The organism is Kribbella antiqua, from assembly GCF_004345665.1.
GTDB classification, from domain to species: domain Bacteria; phylum Actinomycetota; class Actinomycetes; order Propionibacteriales; family Kribbellaceae; genus Kribbella; species Kribbella antiqua.
In genome coordinates this window covers 14,451-29,878 of the sequence record NZ_SLWR01000010.1, presented here as the reverse complement: position 1 = coordinate 29,878, position 15,428 = coordinate 14,451, and the positions used below count along the sequence as shown (strand labels likewise).

General features: G+C 67.5%; 12 protein-coding genes and 1 pseudogene. 10 read left to right on the top strand and 3 right to left on the bottom strand.

The window, feature by feature from the left end:
• Both EV646_RS26590 and EV646_RS26585 read left to right on the top strand, forming a co-directional pair.
• Nucleotides 1–1,008 (top strand): annotated as a pseudogene (locus EV646_RS26590) (hypothetical protein); the annotation flags it as partial.
• Between the two features lie 425 nt (nucleotides 1,009–1,433).
• On the top strand, nucleotides 1,434–1,916 hold the full coding sequence (locus EV646_RS26585; RefSeq protein ID WP_132153251.1) for a GNAT family N-acetyltransferase: 483 nt from the start codon (nucleotides 1,434–1,436) through the stop codon (nucleotides 1,914–1,916).
• Nucleotides 1,917–1,927: 11 nt separating this feature from the next.
• Here EV646_RS26585 and EV646_RS26580 read toward each other — a convergent pair whose 3' ends face one another.
• Nucleotides 1,928–3,517 (bottom strand): GxGYxYP domain-containing protein, encoded by a 1,590-nt coding sequence (locus EV646_RS26580; RefSeq protein WP_132153249.1) that lies wholly within the window; start codon nucleotides 3,515–3,517, stop codon nucleotides 1,928–1,930.
• An 87-nt stretch (nucleotides 3,518–3,604) separates the two neighbouring features.
• On the bottom strand, nucleotides 3,605–4,207 hold the full coding sequence (locus EV646_RS26575) for an HAD family hydrolase (RefSeq protein ID WP_132153247.1): 603 nt from the start codon (nucleotides 4,205–4,207) through the stop codon (nucleotides 3,605–3,607).
• Between the two features lie 155 nt (nucleotides 4,208–4,362).
• Here EV646_RS26575 and EV646_RS26570 point away from each other — a divergent pair, with 155 nt between their 5' ends.
• The 5 genes from EV646_RS26570 (at nucleotide 4,363) to rpmB (ending at nucleotide 9,779) form a co-directional block, all read left to right on the top strand.
• Nucleotides 4,363–5,649 (top strand): ABC transporter substrate-binding protein, encoded by a 1,287-nt coding sequence (locus tag EV646_RS26570; protein WP_132153245.1) that lies wholly within the window; start codon nucleotides 4,363–4,365, stop codon nucleotides 5,647–5,649.
• A 1-nt stretch (nucleotide 5,650) separates the two neighbouring features.
• The gene (locus tag EV646_RS26565) at nucleotides 5,651–6,649 is read left to right on the top strand and encodes a carbohydrate ABC transporter permease (protein ID WP_132153243.1); all 999 of its coding nucleotides are present in this window, start codon (nucleotides 5,651–5,653) and stop codon (nucleotides 6,647–6,649) included.
• On the top strand, nucleotides 6,639–7,466 hold the full coding sequence (locus EV646_RS26560) for a carbohydrate ABC transporter permease (protein WP_132153241.1): 828 nt from the start codon (nucleotides 6,639–6,641) through the stop codon (nucleotides 7,464–7,466). The genes EV646_RS26565 and EV646_RS26560 overlap by 11 nt, the downstream gene beginning before the upstream one ends.
• Before the next feature lie 25 nt (nucleotides 7,467–7,491).
• Nucleotides 7,492–9,474, top strand: coding sequence for an aldo/keto reductase (locus EV646_RS26555; RefSeq protein WP_132153239.1), 1,983 nt, complete (start codon nucleotides 7,492–7,494; stop codon nucleotides 9,472–9,474).
• An 83-nt stretch (nucleotides 9,475–9,557) separates the two neighbouring features.
• Nucleotides 9,558–9,779, top strand: a complete 222-nt coding sequence (gene rpmB, locus EV646_RS26550; protein ID WP_132153237.1) for a 50S ribosomal protein L28 — start codon at nucleotides 9,558–9,560, stop codon at nucleotides 9,777–9,779.
• Nucleotides 9,780–9,839: 60 nt separating this feature from the next.
• Here rpmB and EV646_RS26545 read toward each other — a convergent pair whose 3' ends face one another.
• Nucleotides 9,840–10,835, bottom strand: coding sequence for an SAM-dependent methyltransferase (locus tag EV646_RS26545; protein ID WP_241996341.1), 996 nt, complete (start codon nucleotides 10,833–10,835; stop codon nucleotides 9,840–9,842).
• Between the two features lie 174 nt (nucleotides 10,836–11,009).
• On the opposite strand from EV646_RS26545, the gene EV646_RS26540 reads away from it, so the two are divergent.
• From EV646_RS26540 to rsmD, 3 genes are read left to right on the top strand one after another with little or no spacing between them, the layout of a single operon-like run.
• Nucleotides 11,010–12,629, top strand: a complete 1,620-nt coding sequence (locus EV646_RS26540; RefSeq protein WP_132153234.1) for a DAK2 domain-containing protein — start codon at nucleotides 11,010–11,012, stop codon at nucleotides 12,627–12,629.
• A complete protein-coding gene (gene recG, locus EV646_RS26535; RefSeq protein WP_132153232.1) occupies nucleotides 12,626–14,866 on the top strand; it encodes an ATP-dependent DNA helicase RecG in 2,241 nt (746 codons plus the stop codon). The genes EV646_RS26540 and recG overlap by 4 nt, the downstream gene beginning before the upstream one ends.
• Nucleotides 14,863–15,423 carry a 16S rRNA (guanine(966)-N(2))-methyltransferase RsmD gene (gene rsmD, locus EV646_RS26530; RefSeq protein ID WP_132153230.1) on the top strand — a complete coding sequence of 187 codons (561 nt, stop codon included), beginning with the start codon at nucleotides 14,863–14,865 and terminating at the stop codon, nucleotides 15,421–15,423. The genes recG and rsmD overlap by 4 nt, the downstream gene beginning before the upstream one ends.
• The last annotated feature ends 5 nt before the right edge of the window (nucleotides 15,424–15,428 follow it).

The window sequence follows — 15,428 nt, the reverse complement described above, 5'->3', positions numbered from 1 at the left end:
AGGCCGAGCGAGGCGCGGGGTGCTGGCGAGGATGCTGGGTCGGTCTCTGACCAGGCGAGTGCGTTGACCGCGGCGAGGGGCGCTAGGAAGGATGCCGGGCCGACCGCAGGTCCTACCTCCGACCAGGCGAGTACGCCGGTCTCCGACTTGGCTGCCGGCCTGGAGTACGGCGCCGATGAGGTTGGGCGCGCGGGCAGGGCCGCGGGATGCGGTGGCGATTCAGTCGATCAGGGTCTACTGGACGACTGGGGGAGCGACTGGGGTGAGCCTGGCGTGAACGATGAGGCCGACCGCGACGCGCCTCACCCCAGCGTCAGCGATCTGCCTGACCCGCTCGACGCTCCGTTCACCGAGCTGTTCGAGCCGTTCGATCCCGGTCTACAGCTCGACTCCGAGGAGTGCGAGCCGCTCGATGCTGCTGCCCAGCGCGCACTCGACGCTCGCCTCGCGCAGATCAAGCACGATGCTCACACCAACCCGTCGGGTTCATGGCAACGCCCCGGGCAGACGGAGATCTACGTGCATCTCACCGACCACACCCTGGCCACCGGCACGGGCGTCCTGCGTGTCGAAGGCCTCGGCCCGCTGCTTGCCGCTCAACTCACCGAACTCGTTGGTCACGGCCCGTACACCGTGAAGCCGGTCATCGACCTGAACAAGGCCGTCGCCGTCGACGCCTACGAAATCCCCGACCGGATCCGCGAGCGGGTGAAACTGATGTACCCGTTCGAGGTGTTCCCGTACGGCGTCCGTGAAACCCACGCGGCGATGGATCTGGACCACATCGAGCCCTATGACCCGCTCGGTCCGTCAAAACAGACCAGCACCTCGAATCTCGCACCTCTGCGGCGTTTCTCCCACAGGGTGAAGACGCATGGGCGTTGGAAGGTACGCCGCCTCGACGCCAAGACGCTGGAGTGGATCACTCCCAACGGTTTCACCTTCCACGTCGACCCCACCGGAACCCACCGAGTACGACTACCGCGGAGGGCGCCTGACTCGAGCTGACCCGAGTACGAACCGGGCCTTATCCCTACGCCTCCGGCTGTGCGGCCAACCCGAGCGCCGGGTATTCGGGTGTGCGGCAAACCGAGCAGCTATCTCGAGGATTTCGTCCTCAGCCTGCCGCCAGGTCTCCGGCTCCAGCGCACGGATGGCATGTAACAGCGGCCTCCAAGCGAGCACGCAGCTTGGGCGCGTCCGCGTCGCCTGCACGAACCGACGCCTCTAAGCGTGCAACGCAGACCGCCATCGGGTTGCGGCGAATCGGGCGACATCGACCTGCCTGCCCGGCATCCACCGAAGTACCATCAAGCCCATGGAGTGTTTCGCCGCCTGGCGTAGTCGCCGCTGAAGGTTGGCCCGCTGCCGCTTCCCAAGCCGCGAGCGGGTCAGACGATGTCTGACTTCCTTCAGTGCGAGAGGCACACTTCATGCTCATTCGTTCGTATGTCCGTGCTGACCTGGCTCAGCTCACCGAGCTGACCATCGAGACTTTCCGGCCGTTCTACGAAGACTCGTTCCGCCCACTCGTTGGTGACGTCATCTTCGCCAACCAGCACGGCAACTGGCGCGACGACTACCGCAAACAGGTCGCCGAACTCCACGACCCCAACCACCACAAGTACGTCGCAGTCGCCGAGGTCGGTGGCGTACTCGCGGGCTACGTCGCCTGGAGCGTCAACCATGCCGCCCGGAACGGGACCATCACCATCCTCGCCGTCACGACGCAGCACCGCCGAGGAAAGGTCGGTACCGCACTCTGTGAACACGCATTCGCCGCGATGCGACAACACAATGCGGAAGTCGTCGAGATCGGCACCGGCGGAGACGACTTCCACGCCCCAGCCCGCGCCCTGTACGAGAGTCTCGGGTGCATCCAGCTCCCGGTCGCTGTCTACTACCGGAAGCTCTGATGCCCGGATCGCTAGTGCTGCGCGTACTGGCCGACCATCTTCACGAGAGTGTCGGGCGGGATGATCTTCACGTGTGGGGCGAGTCCGTTGACCACAGTCATCACGTTGTCGACGGACTTGCTCCAGGCGTGCCAGAGGACGATCGAGTAGCCGGCGGTTGAGCTCGGGTTGCGGGTGGCGCTGTTGAGTTCCGCGATGACCGATGCCTCGTCGGCGCCGTCCAGCCCGTCCCACAACATCGTCCGCGCGGAGATGACTGGCTTGCCTTCGGACCAGACGACCTTGCCTTTGTGCGCGTCGTACCGCGAGTACTCCAGATAGATTAGCCCGTCGATCTGCGGGCGCTTCAAGTACGACGACCATAGGCGCTTGTCCTGGAAGGAGTCGAAGTCGATGATCTGGACGACCGAGAGGTCGGAGCGCTCCATCGACGTGGCCAGCGAGGCGGTGTGCTTCTCCAGGGCACCGGCGGGGTAGCGGCTTGGGTACATGTAGCCGCCGCCGGATGGGCCGACGACCCACCGATCCTTCACCGACTGGTCGTAGTACCAGCGCATGACCGAAGGGGCCAGATCGATCAGCGAGGGGGAGATGCCCCAGCCCAGGTCGACCTGTCCGCGGAGCGGACTGCCGAACCATCGCTTGTCGGTGGGGAAATCTCCCAGCATCCATTGGATGTTGTCCCCGTCGGTGATCAGGAAGCTGACGTAATGCACGTCCGGCTCCGGCTCGAGGGCCCTCCCCCCACCCCCTCCGCTCTGGCTCAGCCGGTTTTCCTGGATGCCGGACAGCACCGACAGGTTGCGCGCGTGGTCGGCCGGGAGCGCCTTGACGCCGGCGTCGGAGTTCGGCCCGATGAACTTGTCCTCACCGTCGGAGGCGTCGCCCCAGCCGATCACTGTCGCGTCGTCGTCGAGCGCGTCGACCACCTCGGCGCGGAACGCCGAGTTGCCGTCGAAGAAGGCGAGCGTCCCCGCCATCGTCACGTAGTCGCGCAGCCGTTCCGGCCAGTCTCCTCTCTGCTCGATCGCCACGTCGTGCCGCAGTCGTGGCCAGTAGTTGTCGACGACCCAGCGGTCGTCCTTGTCCCGCACGTCCAGGACCTTGCGCAATCCGTTCCGGATCGCGAGTGCCTCCAGGCTTTCCTCGATCGCGACCGCACCCGTCAGGCCGGCGAGCGTGGTGGCCACGTTGACCGACGGAGTGCCTGTACGAAAGAGAACATATCCGCCGACGCCGGACCGGCTGACGGTTTTCCACAGGTCGCCGGGGCGGGTGCGAACGCCGTACCGGGAGACCAGGTCGTCGAGCCAGATCTGGTAGCCGAGCGAGGGGATGTTCAGGTACAGCGTCTCGCTGCCGCGACGGGCCAGCAGGCCTTGCAAAGTCGTCGCGAGCGTGCGCTCGGCGGGCGATAGCGAGTCCTCGGTCAGGACGGTCAGCAGTAGCGGGCGCTGCCCCTTGGGGTATGCCGACAACGTTGCCGTCGGGCCGGGCGTAGCGGAGAAGGCGCGAGCAGGCGCGGCGAAGGATGGAGCGAGAGCAAGACCGGCGGTCAGGCCGAGGGCGCGGCGGCGGGTGAGACGTCGTCGATCGGACATGCGGTGCCTCCAGGAGCGGCTGGTGACTGTCCTACGTTGTCATCTGCCCAGCGACGATGCCACAGCCGCCCCGAAGTCCACAAGAGCTCAGGCCGGCAGTCCATACCGCCGCAACAACGCGACCAGCTCGTCAACACCGGACTCCAGGTCGTAGACCTCCGCCTGCAGCCCGACGCTCAAAGCGCCGTCCACGTTCGCAGCGTTGTCGTCGATGAACAGCACCGACGAAGCCGGTACGTCGATGGCCCCCAGAATCGCCCGGAAGTACGCCGGATCCGGCTTGGCCAGCCCGAGATCGCACGAGTAGAAAGTCTGGTCGAACCAGGCACCGTACCCCCGCTCGTCCTGCATGATCGCGCGCCGGTACGCATGCTGGTTGGTGGCGAGATGACACCCGACCCCGGCAGCCCGCAACCCCGCGATCAACTCCACCACCGCCGGCTCGGCGGCGAACCAGTGCCACGGTTCAAGCGCATCTTCCAGCGACACCGTGGAGTCCCACCGCCGCAGGACCTCGGCCACCGCCTCCCGGAAGTCACCCTTGCCCACCAAGGCCGGCTTCTCGGCCGACATCAGCTCGGCCACGAACGCGTCGCCATCAGCCGGTACGAACGAGGTGAGCCGGGACCACCAGTCGAGGGTCGGGCGCTGGATGACGCCGTCGGCGTCGAAGAGAACGGCGGAGATCATGCCGCCATCCTGTCAGCCGGCCGATCCTGGGAACTCCGTGACACCCGGGACTGACCCTTGACCGGTTCAGTCGGTATGCGCTTACCTTGTCGGTGCCTGAACAATTCTGGACAACTTCCGGCGGAAATGAACACAGAAAGCGCCAGGTGAGGCGTATGACAGTGAGCAGAAGGAAGTTTCTCGCGCTCGGCGCGGGTGCCGCCGCGGCCACCACCGGCCTCACCGGATGCAGCGGCTCGCGCAGTTCGCTCGGTGCTTCCGATGAGCTGAGCATGTGGACCTGGGTCGGATCGGTGAACGACGACCTGATCGGCGAGGCGGAGAAGGCGATCCCGGGGTACGACGGCATGAAGCTGGCGATGACCCGGATCGGCACCAACTACAAGACCAAGGTGCTGACCGCGCTGGCCGGCAAATCGCTGGTTCCCGACATCGTTGCCATCAACGACGACGTGGCGACGTACTTCCCGAACCAGGACCAGTTCATCGACCTCAAGACGCTCGGCGCGGACAAGCTGGCGCAGGACTTCCTGCCCTGGAAGTGGAAGCTCGGCATCACGCCGGAGAACAAGATGATGGCGTACCCGATGGACACCGGGCCGACCGCGCTGTTCTACCGCACGGACGTCCTCCAGAAGGCCGGCATCGACATCGACCCCGCCGCGGTCGCGGAGCTCGCGCCGACTTGGGACGCCTACATCGAGCTCGGCAAGAAGCTCAAGGCGGCTGTGCCCGGCTCGGCCATCACCGACAACATCACCGGGATCTACAGCTACGCACTGGCCCAGCAGTCGAAGCGCTACATGACGCCGGACGGCCAGTACATCGGCGATCAGGACCACATCCGCGCCGCGTTCGATCTCTCCATCCGCGTGGTCAAGGAAGGCCTGTCGGCCAACGCCCAGTCCGGTACGACGGACGCCAACGCCGTGGTGACCAACGGAAAACTCGTCGCCTACAACGCCGCGGTCTGGTGGGCGCAGCTCGGGCCGAAGAACGCCGCCCCGAAGACCAAGGGACTCTGGCGAGTCACCGCTGCACCCGGGGGCGCGGGCAACCGAGGCGGGTCGTTCCTCGCCATCACGAAGTACTGCAAGAACCCTGAGGCCGCGTTCGCCTTCATCAGCTGGCTGGAGTCGGCGAAGAACCAAGCCCAGGCGTTCCTCGACCCGGTCCTCTTCCCGTCCACACCGGCCAGCTACACCGACGCGAAGATGACCGAACCGGACCCCTTCTTCGGCGGGCAGAAGATCGTCGACGTCTTCGCCGCATCGGCCAAGAAGTACCCGGGCGCCTACTTCAGCCCATACGACTCGATCATCGGTACGCCGATCTCCGCCGAGCTGGTCAACGTCGAGGTCGCCGGCAAGTCGCCCGACCAGGCGTGGGCCGACGCCCAGCGGCAAGTCCATCGCGAGCTCACCCGAGCGGGGGCGATCTGAAATGGCTGTCACCAGCAAGACACTCCCGGCCGCGGTCAGCACCACCAAGGACCCAGGTCAGCAGCAGAAGCCACCGAGCAAGTACCGCCTCGCGCTGCCGCAGTACGCCGCGATCTCACCGTTCTTCATCCTGTTCGCGGTGTTCGGCGCCTTCCCGATCCTGTTCTCGATCTGGATCTCGTTCCACTCCTGGGACGGCATCGGCGCGATGAAATGGGTCGGGCTGCAGCAGTACAGCTACCTGCTCAGCGACCCGCAGTTCTGGCAGTCGATCGGCAACACGCTGATCATCTGGGTGCTGTCGACCGTACCGATGCTCCTGCTGGCGTTGGTGATCGCGAACGCCCTGCACAACGCCACCCGGTTCCGCAGCTTCTACCGGATCGCGTACTTCATCCCCAACGTCACCTCGGTCGTCGCCGTCACCATGGTGTTCGGCTCGATCTTCAGCAACAACTTCGGCCTGCTGAACGCCTTCCTGCAGTCCATCGGACTGACCAAGATCGAATGGCTCACGCAGCCGTGGGGGATCAAGGTCGCGATCGCCACCATCGTCACCTGGCGCTGGGTCGGCTACAACGCGATCATCTTCCTGGCCGGCCTGCAGGCGATCTCGAACGACGTCTACGAGGCGGCCAAGGTCGACGGCGCCTCGCCACGGCAGACGTTCTGGCGGATCACGGTGCCACTGCTGCGCCCGGTGATCCTGTTCACCGCGGTGACCTCGACCATCGGCGGCCTGCAGATCTTCACCGAGTCCCAGGTCCTGGTCGGCGACACCGGCGGCCCGGGCGGATCGGGGATGACGATCGTGTCGTACCTGTACCAGAGCGCGTTCCTGGACAACCAGTTCGGGTACGGCGCCGCGATCGGCTGGGCGCTGTTCATCCTGATCGTGCTGTTCAGCATCATCAACTGGCGGCTGATCGGCGGCGGCGACGAACGCATCACCCGGCGAGCCGCCCGCAGGACTGCAAAGGAGACGACCGATGCGCGCTGACCGGATCCGTAACGTCACCAGCCACGTGGTGCTGATGCTCGGCGTGCTGCTGTCGATCTTCCCCTTCTACTGGATGGTGGTGATGGCCTCCAACACCACCCCGGACATCTTCAGCTACCCGCCGAAACTGGTCATCGGCTCGCACCTGTTCGAGAACATGGGCAAGGTGCTCGACAACATCGACTTCTTCGGCTCGATGCTGATCACCCTGATCGTCTCGCTCGCGGTCACCGTCCTGGTGCTGTTCTTCGACTCGCTGGCCGCCTTCGCCTTCGCGAAGTACGAGTTCCCCGGCCGCAACTGGCTGTTCGGACTGCTGCTGGCGACCTTCATGATCCCGGCCCAGCTGTCCCTGGTGCCGCAGTTCGTGACGCTGGCCGAATTCGGCTGGATCGGGTCCCTGAAGGCCCTGATCATCCCGGGCGCGGCGAACGCGTTCGGCATCTTCTGGATGCGCCAGTACGCCCGCGGCGCGATCCCCGACGAGCTCATCTCGGCCGCCAAGGTCGACGGCGCCGGCTTCTTCCGCCAGTACCTGACCGTCGGCATCCCGGTGCTGCGGCCAGGCCTGGCCTTCCTGGGTATCTTCACCTTCATCAACGTCTGGAACGACTATCTCTGGCCGCTGATCGTGATGACCGACCCGAACAAGCTGCCGCTCCAGGTCGCCCTGCAGCAGCTGAACGGGATCTACGGAACCGACTACTCGATGGTGATGGCGGGTGCTTTGATGAGTGTCATCCCACTCATCGGCGTCTTCATCATCGGTGGACGCCACTTCATCGCCGACATCGCCGCCGGCGCCATGAAGTTCTGACCCCACAACTGAACGGGACAACCTCTTGACTGACACCAAACTTCGCTGGGGAATCATCGGGACCGGGAACATCGCGTCCCGGTTCGCCAGCCAGGTGCCGACGTCGACGGCCAACGAGGTCGTCGCCGTCGGCAGCCGGTCGATCGCCTCCGCGAACGAGTTCGCCGACAAATACGACATCCAGAACCGGCACGGCTCGTACGACGACCTGCTCGCCGACCCGGGCGTGGACGCGGTGTACATCGCGACCCCGCACCCGATGCACGTCGAATGGGCGATCAAGGCCGCCGAAGCCGGCAAACACGTGCTCTGCGAGAAGCCGCTCGCGATCAACAAGGCCTGGGCCGAGGCGATGATCGAGGCCGCCGTACGCAACGACGTCTTCCTGATGGAGGCGTACATGTACCGCTGCCTGCCGCAGACCAAGCTGGTCGCCCAGCTGGTCCGCGACGGCGAGCTCGGCACGGTTCACCAGATCCAGGCCACGTTCGCGTTCGCCGCGGGCTTCCGGCCGGAGAGCCGGATCTTCGCCGACGACCTGGCTGGCGGCGGCATCCTCGACGTCGGCGGTTACCCCGTCTCGTACGCGCGGTTGATCGCCGGTGCCGCGACCGGGCAGCCGTTCCTGGACCCGGCGGCGGTCACCGCGGTCGGGCACGTCGGCGAGACCGGTGCCGACGAATGGTCGGTGGCGACGCTGTTCTTCGACGGTGGCGTGACCGCTCAGGTGAGCACCGGCGTACGGCTGGCCGATCAGAACCAGGTCCGTATCTACGGCAGCGAGGGCTACCTCGTCGTCGAGGACCCGTGGTTCGGCGGCGACGGCAAGCCGACCCACGTCACCCTCTACAAGGTGGGGGAGGAGCCGCGGGACATCTCCGCGGAGCCTGCCCTCATCTATGCCGCCGAGGCGGAGGCAGTCGCCGCCGCGATCGAGCAGCGGCAGGCGCCGGAGATGAGCTGGGCCGACACCCTTGGGAACCTCACGGTCCAGGACGCCTGGCGGAAAGCGATCGGGCAGCAGTACGCGAGCGAGCGGGACGACGCCATCATCCCGACCGCGACCGGCCGGCCGCTCGCCAAGCGCTCGGATGCGCCGATGAAGTACGGCCGGGTGCCCGGGCTGGACAAGGACGTGTCCAGGCTCGTCATGGGCGTCGACAACCAGCAGACCCTCACCCACGCGGCGACGGTCTTCGACGACTTCGTCGAGCGCGGCGGTACGACGTTCGACACCGCCTACATCTACGGCGGCGGACGCGGCGAGAAACTGCTCGGCCAGTGGATCACGTCGCGCGGCAACCGCGACGAGATCGTTGTCATCGGCAAGGGTGCGCACACCCCACACTGCGACCCCGAGTCGATCACCCGGCAGCTCACCGAGAGCCTCGAGCGGCTGCAGACCGACCACGTCGACCTCTACCTGATGCATCGGGACAACGAGGAAATCCCGGTCGGCGAGTTCGTCGACGTCCTCGACGAGCACTTCAAAGCCGGCCGGATCAAGGCGTACGGCGGCTCCAACTGGAGCACGGCCCGGTTCGACGAAGCCAACGCGTACGCCGAGGCGAACGGGAAGCAGCCGTTCACCCTGCTCAGCAACCACCTCAGCCTGGCCCGGGCGTACGACGTACCGTGGGCAGGCTGCCGGCACGTCGCCGACGACGAGTCGCAGAAGTGGTTGCGGGACCGGCAGGTCGCGCTGTTCCCGTGGTCGAGCCAGGCGCGCGGGTTCTTCACCGGACGGGCCAAGCCGGAGGACCGGTCGGACGAGGAGATGGTCCGCTGCTTCTACTCCGACGAGAACTTCCGCCGGCTGGACCGCGCCCGCGAACTCGCCGCCGCCAAGGGCGTCGAGCCGACCGCGATCGCACTGGCCTGGCTGCTGCACCAGCCGTACCCGGTGTTCCCGCTGATCGGGCCCCGGCACATCAGCGAGACCCGGACCTCACTGCCCGGTCTGTCGGTCGAACTCACCCCCGAAGAAGTGGCCTGGCTCACAGCCTGAACCCCACTATGGGCCGAATTGGTCGGGCGTCGGAGCCCATGTAACATGGTCTGTCGGTGTCACGACCCTGAACACGGAGAATCATGTCTAAGAAGTGCGATGTCTGCGGCAAGCAGCCGACGTTCGGCAACAGCGTTGCCCGCTTGGGTAAGGGCGCGATGATCCGCCGGGTCAAGGCTCGCACGCCCCGGCGGTTCAACCCCAACATCCAGCCGGTCCGGGCGCTCATCAAGGGCACCCCGACCCGCATGAAGGTCTGCACGTCCTGCATCAAGGCCGGCAAGGTCCAGCGCGTCGTCGGCTGACCTCAGCAAGTTTCCGTGTAGGGCCTGACACAGGCGCCCGGGTCCACGCCGGGCGCCTGTTCATGTTGTCCGGGCGACCACGGTGATCTCGTTCCGGTTGTGATGCAGTTGCCGTGCGTGGAGTACGTCGTACTTCTGCCGCAGCACGTCCATCCCGCGACGGGCACCGTCGAGCGGGTTTCTCCCGCCGCCCTTCAGCGTGACGATCGCCAGACCGCCTCGGCGCACGTGGGGAGCCGCGTCGAGCATCATCCGGGCGCTCATCACCTGATCCATCCGCATGTCGTTCACCACCACGTCGAACCGCACCCGGTTCTCGGCGAAGAACCGGCCGGCAGTGGTCGCGGCGTGGTGGATCCGCCGATCGCCCCGCAGCCGGGGATCGAGACTGCCGGGGTCGACCGACCACACCTCCTGCCCATGCAGCCGCAGGATCCGCGTCCAGCCGCCTGGCGAAGCACCCAGGTCCAGCGCCTTCCCGCCCGCCGGCAACTCCAGCCCGAAGGTCGCGATCGCCTCCTCGAGCTTGAACTCCGACCGCGACACCCGCTCCTCCGATCGAGCCAGCCGCATCCGCCCACCCGGCCAATCCGACAGGCTGTACTCAAGCCGGTTGATACCCAGTACGACGGCCCGCCGCCCGGCGAAGCAGGACACGACAACGTCCTGACCGGAGCGGGTCACGGAGACGCCGCGGTCGGCTAGTGCTTCCTCCAGCAGGTGGTAGTAGGAGCCGCCGGTGCCGGCGCTGTCGGTCCACGCCTGCACGGCCAGGGCCTTGGGGTAGTCGGGCAGCTCCTCGAGGATGAGCTCCGCCAGCTCGTACCCAGCCGGCAGGTCGTCCAGCCCGAAGCTCGCGATCTCGACCGTCAGGTGCCGGACGAAGATGATCCGCCCCGCATCGCACGCCCCGGCGAGCTGCTCGACAGCGATGCCGGCGACACGCCCGAGGTCCCCGCTGACCCGCTCGATCCGGACGTCCCTGCCGAACTCAGCCCGGATCTCACGCACGGCCCACTCGTAACTGTCGGCCGCGACCGAGAACAACACGCTCACACTTCTCCCACCTCTCGCCGCAGCCCCGACCCTACCCACCGACCCCTTCCTCGCCTCGGGCCGCCGCCGGGTCAGCTCGCCGAGTGGCGGCAGTGTGTCGTCGGCAACCGCTCTCCGGCGGGGTCTGGGGGTGTGTGGGGGTGGAGAGGCGGGCGAACAGTTAGCCTTCCGGGCGTGGAGGAACTGACGGTCGAGGTGTTGCGGGCCTGGGCTCGGACCGCGCTGGCCGAGCTCGGCCGCGCGCGGATCGAGATCGACGAGCTGAATGTGTACCCGGTCCCGGACGGCGACACCGGGACCAACCTCTACCTGACCTGGGAGGCCGCCTGCGACGCGCTGCCCCAGGGAGAGCTGACGTTCGCCGAGGCCGTCCAGGCGTTCGGCCGCGGCGCTCTGCTGGGTGCTCGCGGGAACTCCGGCGTCATCGCCTCCCAGATCGTCCGCGCCTGCGGTCTCCGGCTCGCCGAGAACCTCCCGCGCGACCAGCACGCCGACGAGCACGCCGTACTCGCGGACACCCGGATGAGCGAGGCGTCCGCGTTCGCAGACGCCCTGCGGTTCGCCGCGGACGCCGCGTACGGGGCAGTGGCGCAGCCCGTCGAGGGCACCATGCTGACGGTCGCCCGGGCCGCCGCGGACGGCGCGATGACCGCCGCCAACGAGGGGAAGAGCCTGGCCGACGTCTGCCTGGCAGCGGTCGCGTCAGCTCGGCAGGCGCTCACGAAGACGACCGAGCAGCTGGACGTACTGCGGCGTGCGGGCGTGGTGGACGCCGGGGGAGCGGGCCTGGTCGTGATCCTCGGGGCGATGGAGTCGGTGCTCACCGGGCACACCGTGCGGGTCGACGTTCCCGCACGTCTGCAGGTCGAGGACGAGGGCGCTGAAGGCCTGGATGGACCGGCGTACGAGGTGATGTATCTGCTGGACGCGCCGGACGACAAGATCGGTGACTTCCGGCAGAACCTGGCCGGCCTCGGCGACTCCGTCGTCGTGGTCGGCGGCGACGGGCTGTGGAACATCCACGTGCATACCGACGACGTCGGCGCGGCGATCGAGCAGGGCATCGACATCGGCCGGCCGCACCGGATCCGGGTCACCCACTTCGACGATCTGGCGCCACACGAGCCGGTCCCGGGCCGCGCCGTGATCGCCGTCGTGGCCGGTGACGGGCTCGCCAGTCTGTTCTCTGAGGCCGGTGCCCAGGTCGTCATGGGCGGGCCTGGCAGGCGGTGCTCGACCGGTGAGCTGCTGAGGGCGATCGAGAAGTCGCAAGCGCCGGAGATCGTGCTGCTGCCCAACGACAAGGACTCCATCGCGGTCGCCGAGGCCGCCGCGACCGCGGCTCGCCAGGACGGCATCCGGGTGGCCGTGATCCCGACCCGGGCCCAGGTCCAGGGCCTGGCGGCGATCGCCGTACACGACCCTGAGCGCAGTTTCGACGACGACGTCGTACATCAGTCGGCTGCCGCTGGGCAGACGCGGCACGGCGCGGTGACGATAGCGGTGAAGGACGCGTGGACGATGGCCGGGATGTGCCGGGTGGGCGATGCGCTGGGGGTCGTGGACGGCGACTTCGCGTTGATCACCGAGGACCTCGAGGCCGCGGCGATCGGGGTCGTCGACCGGCTGCTCGGCGGTGGCGGCGAACTGCTCACGATCGTCACCGGACGGGACGCCGAGCCCGCGCTTGTGGACGCGCTTGAGCGGCACGTGCGCCGGAACCGCAAAGATGTCGATGTCGTGGTGTACGACGGAGGACAGGAAAGGTACCCGCTGCTGATCGGGGTGGAATGAAGAGCGACATGGACCGGAAGCTCCGCGACTTCCTCGGCGCCAAGACGGCCAAGACCTTCGCCGAGGTGCTCGGGATCGAGACCGTCGGCGAGTTGCTGCGGCACTACCCGCGCCGGTACCTGAAGAAGGGCGAGCTGACCCCGTTCGACGAGCTCGAGGTCGGCGATCAGGCGACCGTGATGGGCCAGGTCAAGAAGGTCACCGTCCGGTCCCTCGACACCAAGGCCGAGATCCCGCTCACCGACGTCCAGAAATGGGCCCGACGCAAGACGCTGACCAAGGTGGTCGTGACCGACGGGCGGCGCGACCTCGAGCTGGCCTTCTTCAATCAGCCGTGGCTGGCGCCCAAACTGCGGCCCGGTACGTCGGCGCTGTTCTGGGGCGAGGTGACCAGGTTCCGCGACATCATGCAACTGAAGAGCCCGGGCACCGAGATCCTCGACGACGAAGACCTGTCCGAGGCCGAGATCGAGCGCCGGGCCCGGCCCTTCCGGCCGCTCTACCCCGCCACCTCGAAGTTGTCGACGGCAACGATCGAGCGGAGCGTGAAACTCGTCCTGGAGCAGCTGGACGAGAACCTCGACGACCCGATCCCGGAGCTGATCCTGCGCAAGGAGCGGCTGCTCGGGCTGCATCGCGCGCTGTGGCAGATCCATCTGCCGGACAGCGAGAAGGACTATCGCGACGCGCAGCAGCGGTTCCGGTTCGAGGAAGCCCTGGTGATGCAGACGATCCTGGCCCAGCGGCGTGCCGTCACCGATGCACTGAAGGCGGTGCCGCGGCCGCGGATCGAGGACGGTCTGCTGTCCGAGTTCGACGAACGGCTGCCGTTCAAGCTCACCGAGGGGCAGGCGGAGGTGTGTGAGGAGATCTTCGCCGACCTGGCTCGCCCGCACCCTATGCACCGGCTGCTTCAGGGCGAAGTCGGCTCTGGCAAGACCGTGGTCGCGCTCAGGGCGATGCTGTCCGTCGTCGACGCAGGCGGTCAGGCCGTCCTGCTGGCGCCGACCGAAGTGCTCGCGACGCAGCACCACAAGACGCTGACGAAGATGCTCGGCGACCTTGCCGAGCAGGGAATGCTGGGCGGTGCCGACCGGGCGACCCGCGTCGGTCTGCTGACCGGCTCGCTCGGCGCGGCAGCACGCCGTACGGCGATGTTGGACGCGGCCAGCGGAGCCGCGGGGATCGTCGTTGGTACGCACGCCCTGCTCGAGGACAAGGTGCAGTTCGCCGACCTCGGGCTCGTCGTCGTGGACGAGCAGCACCGGTTCGGCGTCGAGCAGCGGGCGGCGCTGAGTCAGAAGTCCGGCGACAACACCCCGCACGTGCTGGTGATGACCGCGACCCCGATCCCGCGGACCGTCGCCATGACGGTCTTCGGCGACCTGTCCGTGTCGACGCTGACCGAGCTGCCAGCTGGGCGATCGCCGATCCAGTCGTCGGTGGTGCCCGCGCAGGAGAGGCCGGACTGGCTGAAACGCGCGTGGGAACGGGTCCGCGAGGAGGTCCGCAAGGGACATCAGGCGTACGTCGTCTGTCCGCGGATCGGTGACGACGTGAAGAACGCGGGGGACGAGGAGGGCGAGTTCGTCCTCGGCGAAGAGGACCAGCCGAAGAAACAGGCTCGGCCGCCCATCTCCGTGGTGCAGGTCGCCGAGGCGCTGGCCGAGATCCTGCATGACCTGCGGGTGGAGATCCTGCACGGTCGGCTGCCGGCCGAGGAGAAGGACGCGGTGATGTCGCGGTTCGCGGCCGGCGAGGTCGACGTACTGATCGCGACCACGGTGATCGAGGTCGGCGTCGACGTACCGAACGCCTCCACGATGGTGATCATGGACGCCGACCGCTTCGGCATCTCCCAGCTGCACCAGCTGCGCGGCCGGGTCGGGCGAGGCCGGGTGCCGGGGTTGTGTCTGCTGGTCACGGATCTGTGGCCGGGATCGAAGTCCTATGGCCGGCTGGACGCTGTGGCCTCGACCACGGACGGGTTCGAGCTGTCCCGGATCGACCTCGAGACCCGGCGCGAGGGCGACGTCCTCGGCGTCGCGCAGTCCGGCAAGCGGAGCAGCCTGAAGCTGCTGAGCGTGTTGCGGGACGAGGAGATCATCTTCACCGCGCGGCACGTGGCCAACTCGATCGTCTCGGTCGACGCCGAGCTGGCCGGCTACCCGACGCTCCGGTCGTTCGTGCGGAGCGCCCTGGAGTCCGAAAGCACCGAATACCTGGAGAAGACGTGACGCGCATTATCGGGGGAGCTGCGGGTGGGCGGCGGATCGCCGTACCGCCGGGGAGTGGGACGCGGCCGACCGCGGACCGGGTGCGGGAGGCGTTGTTCTCGTCGCTGGAGTCGGAGTTCGGCAGCTTCCACGGGCTCGCGGTGCTGGACCTGTACGCCGGATCCGGGGCGATTGGGCTGGAGGCGCTGTCCCGTGGGGCGGCCCGGGTCGTCCTGGTGGAGTCGGATCGTCGGGCAGCTGACGTGATCTCGGCCAACGTGCGGGTGGTCGGGCTGCCGGGGGCGACAGTGCTGACGCGGCCGGTGGAGAAAGTGGCGGCGGGCGAGGGGCTCGGGCCGTTTGATCTGGTGTACGCCGATCCGCCGTACAAGCTGGAGACGGGCGAGCTGCAGGACGTGCTGGTGGAGCTGCTGGAGAAGGGCTGGCTGGCCGAGGACGCCGTCGTGGTGGTCGAGCGGGGGAAGCGGGAGCCGTGGGAGTGGCCGGAGGGGTTCGCCGCGCTGCGCGACCGCAAGTACGGTGAGGCCCGGCTTTGGTACGGTCACCGGCATGAGTAAGGCTG

Bases quoted from the DNA above. Each gene is read 5' to 3' on its own strand.
- EV646_RS26585 (WP_132153251.1), top strand. From the start codon at position 1,434: ATGCTCATTCGTTCGTATGTCCGTGCTGACCTGGCTCAGCTCACCGAG.
- EV646_RS26580 (WP_132153249.1), bottom strand. From the start codon at position 3,517: ATGTCCGATCGACGACGTCTCACCCGCCGCCGCGCCCTCGGCCTGACC.
- EV646_RS26575 (WP_132153247.1), bottom strand. From the start codon at position 4,207: ATGATCTCCGCCGTTCTCTTCGACGCCGACGGCGTCATCCAGCGCCCG.
- EV646_RS26570 (WP_132153245.1), top strand. From the start codon at position 4,363: ATGACAGTGAGCAGAAGGAAGTTTCTCGCGCTCGGCGCGGGTGCCGCC.
- EV646_RS26565 (WP_132153243.1), top strand. From the start codon at position 5,651: ATGGCTGTCACCAGCAAGACACTCCCGGCCGCGGTCAGCACCACCAAG.
- EV646_RS26560 (WP_132153241.1), top strand. From the start codon at position 6,639: ATGCGCGCTGACCGGATCCGTAACGTCACCAGCCACGTGGTGCTGATG.
- rpmB (WP_132153237.1), top strand. From the start codon at position 9,558: ATGTCTAAGAAGTGCGATGTCTGCGGCAAGCAGCCGACGTTCGGCAAC.
- recG (WP_132153232.1), top strand. From the start codon at position 12,626: ATGAAGAGCGACATGGACCGGAAGCTCCGCGACTTCCTCGGCGCCAAG.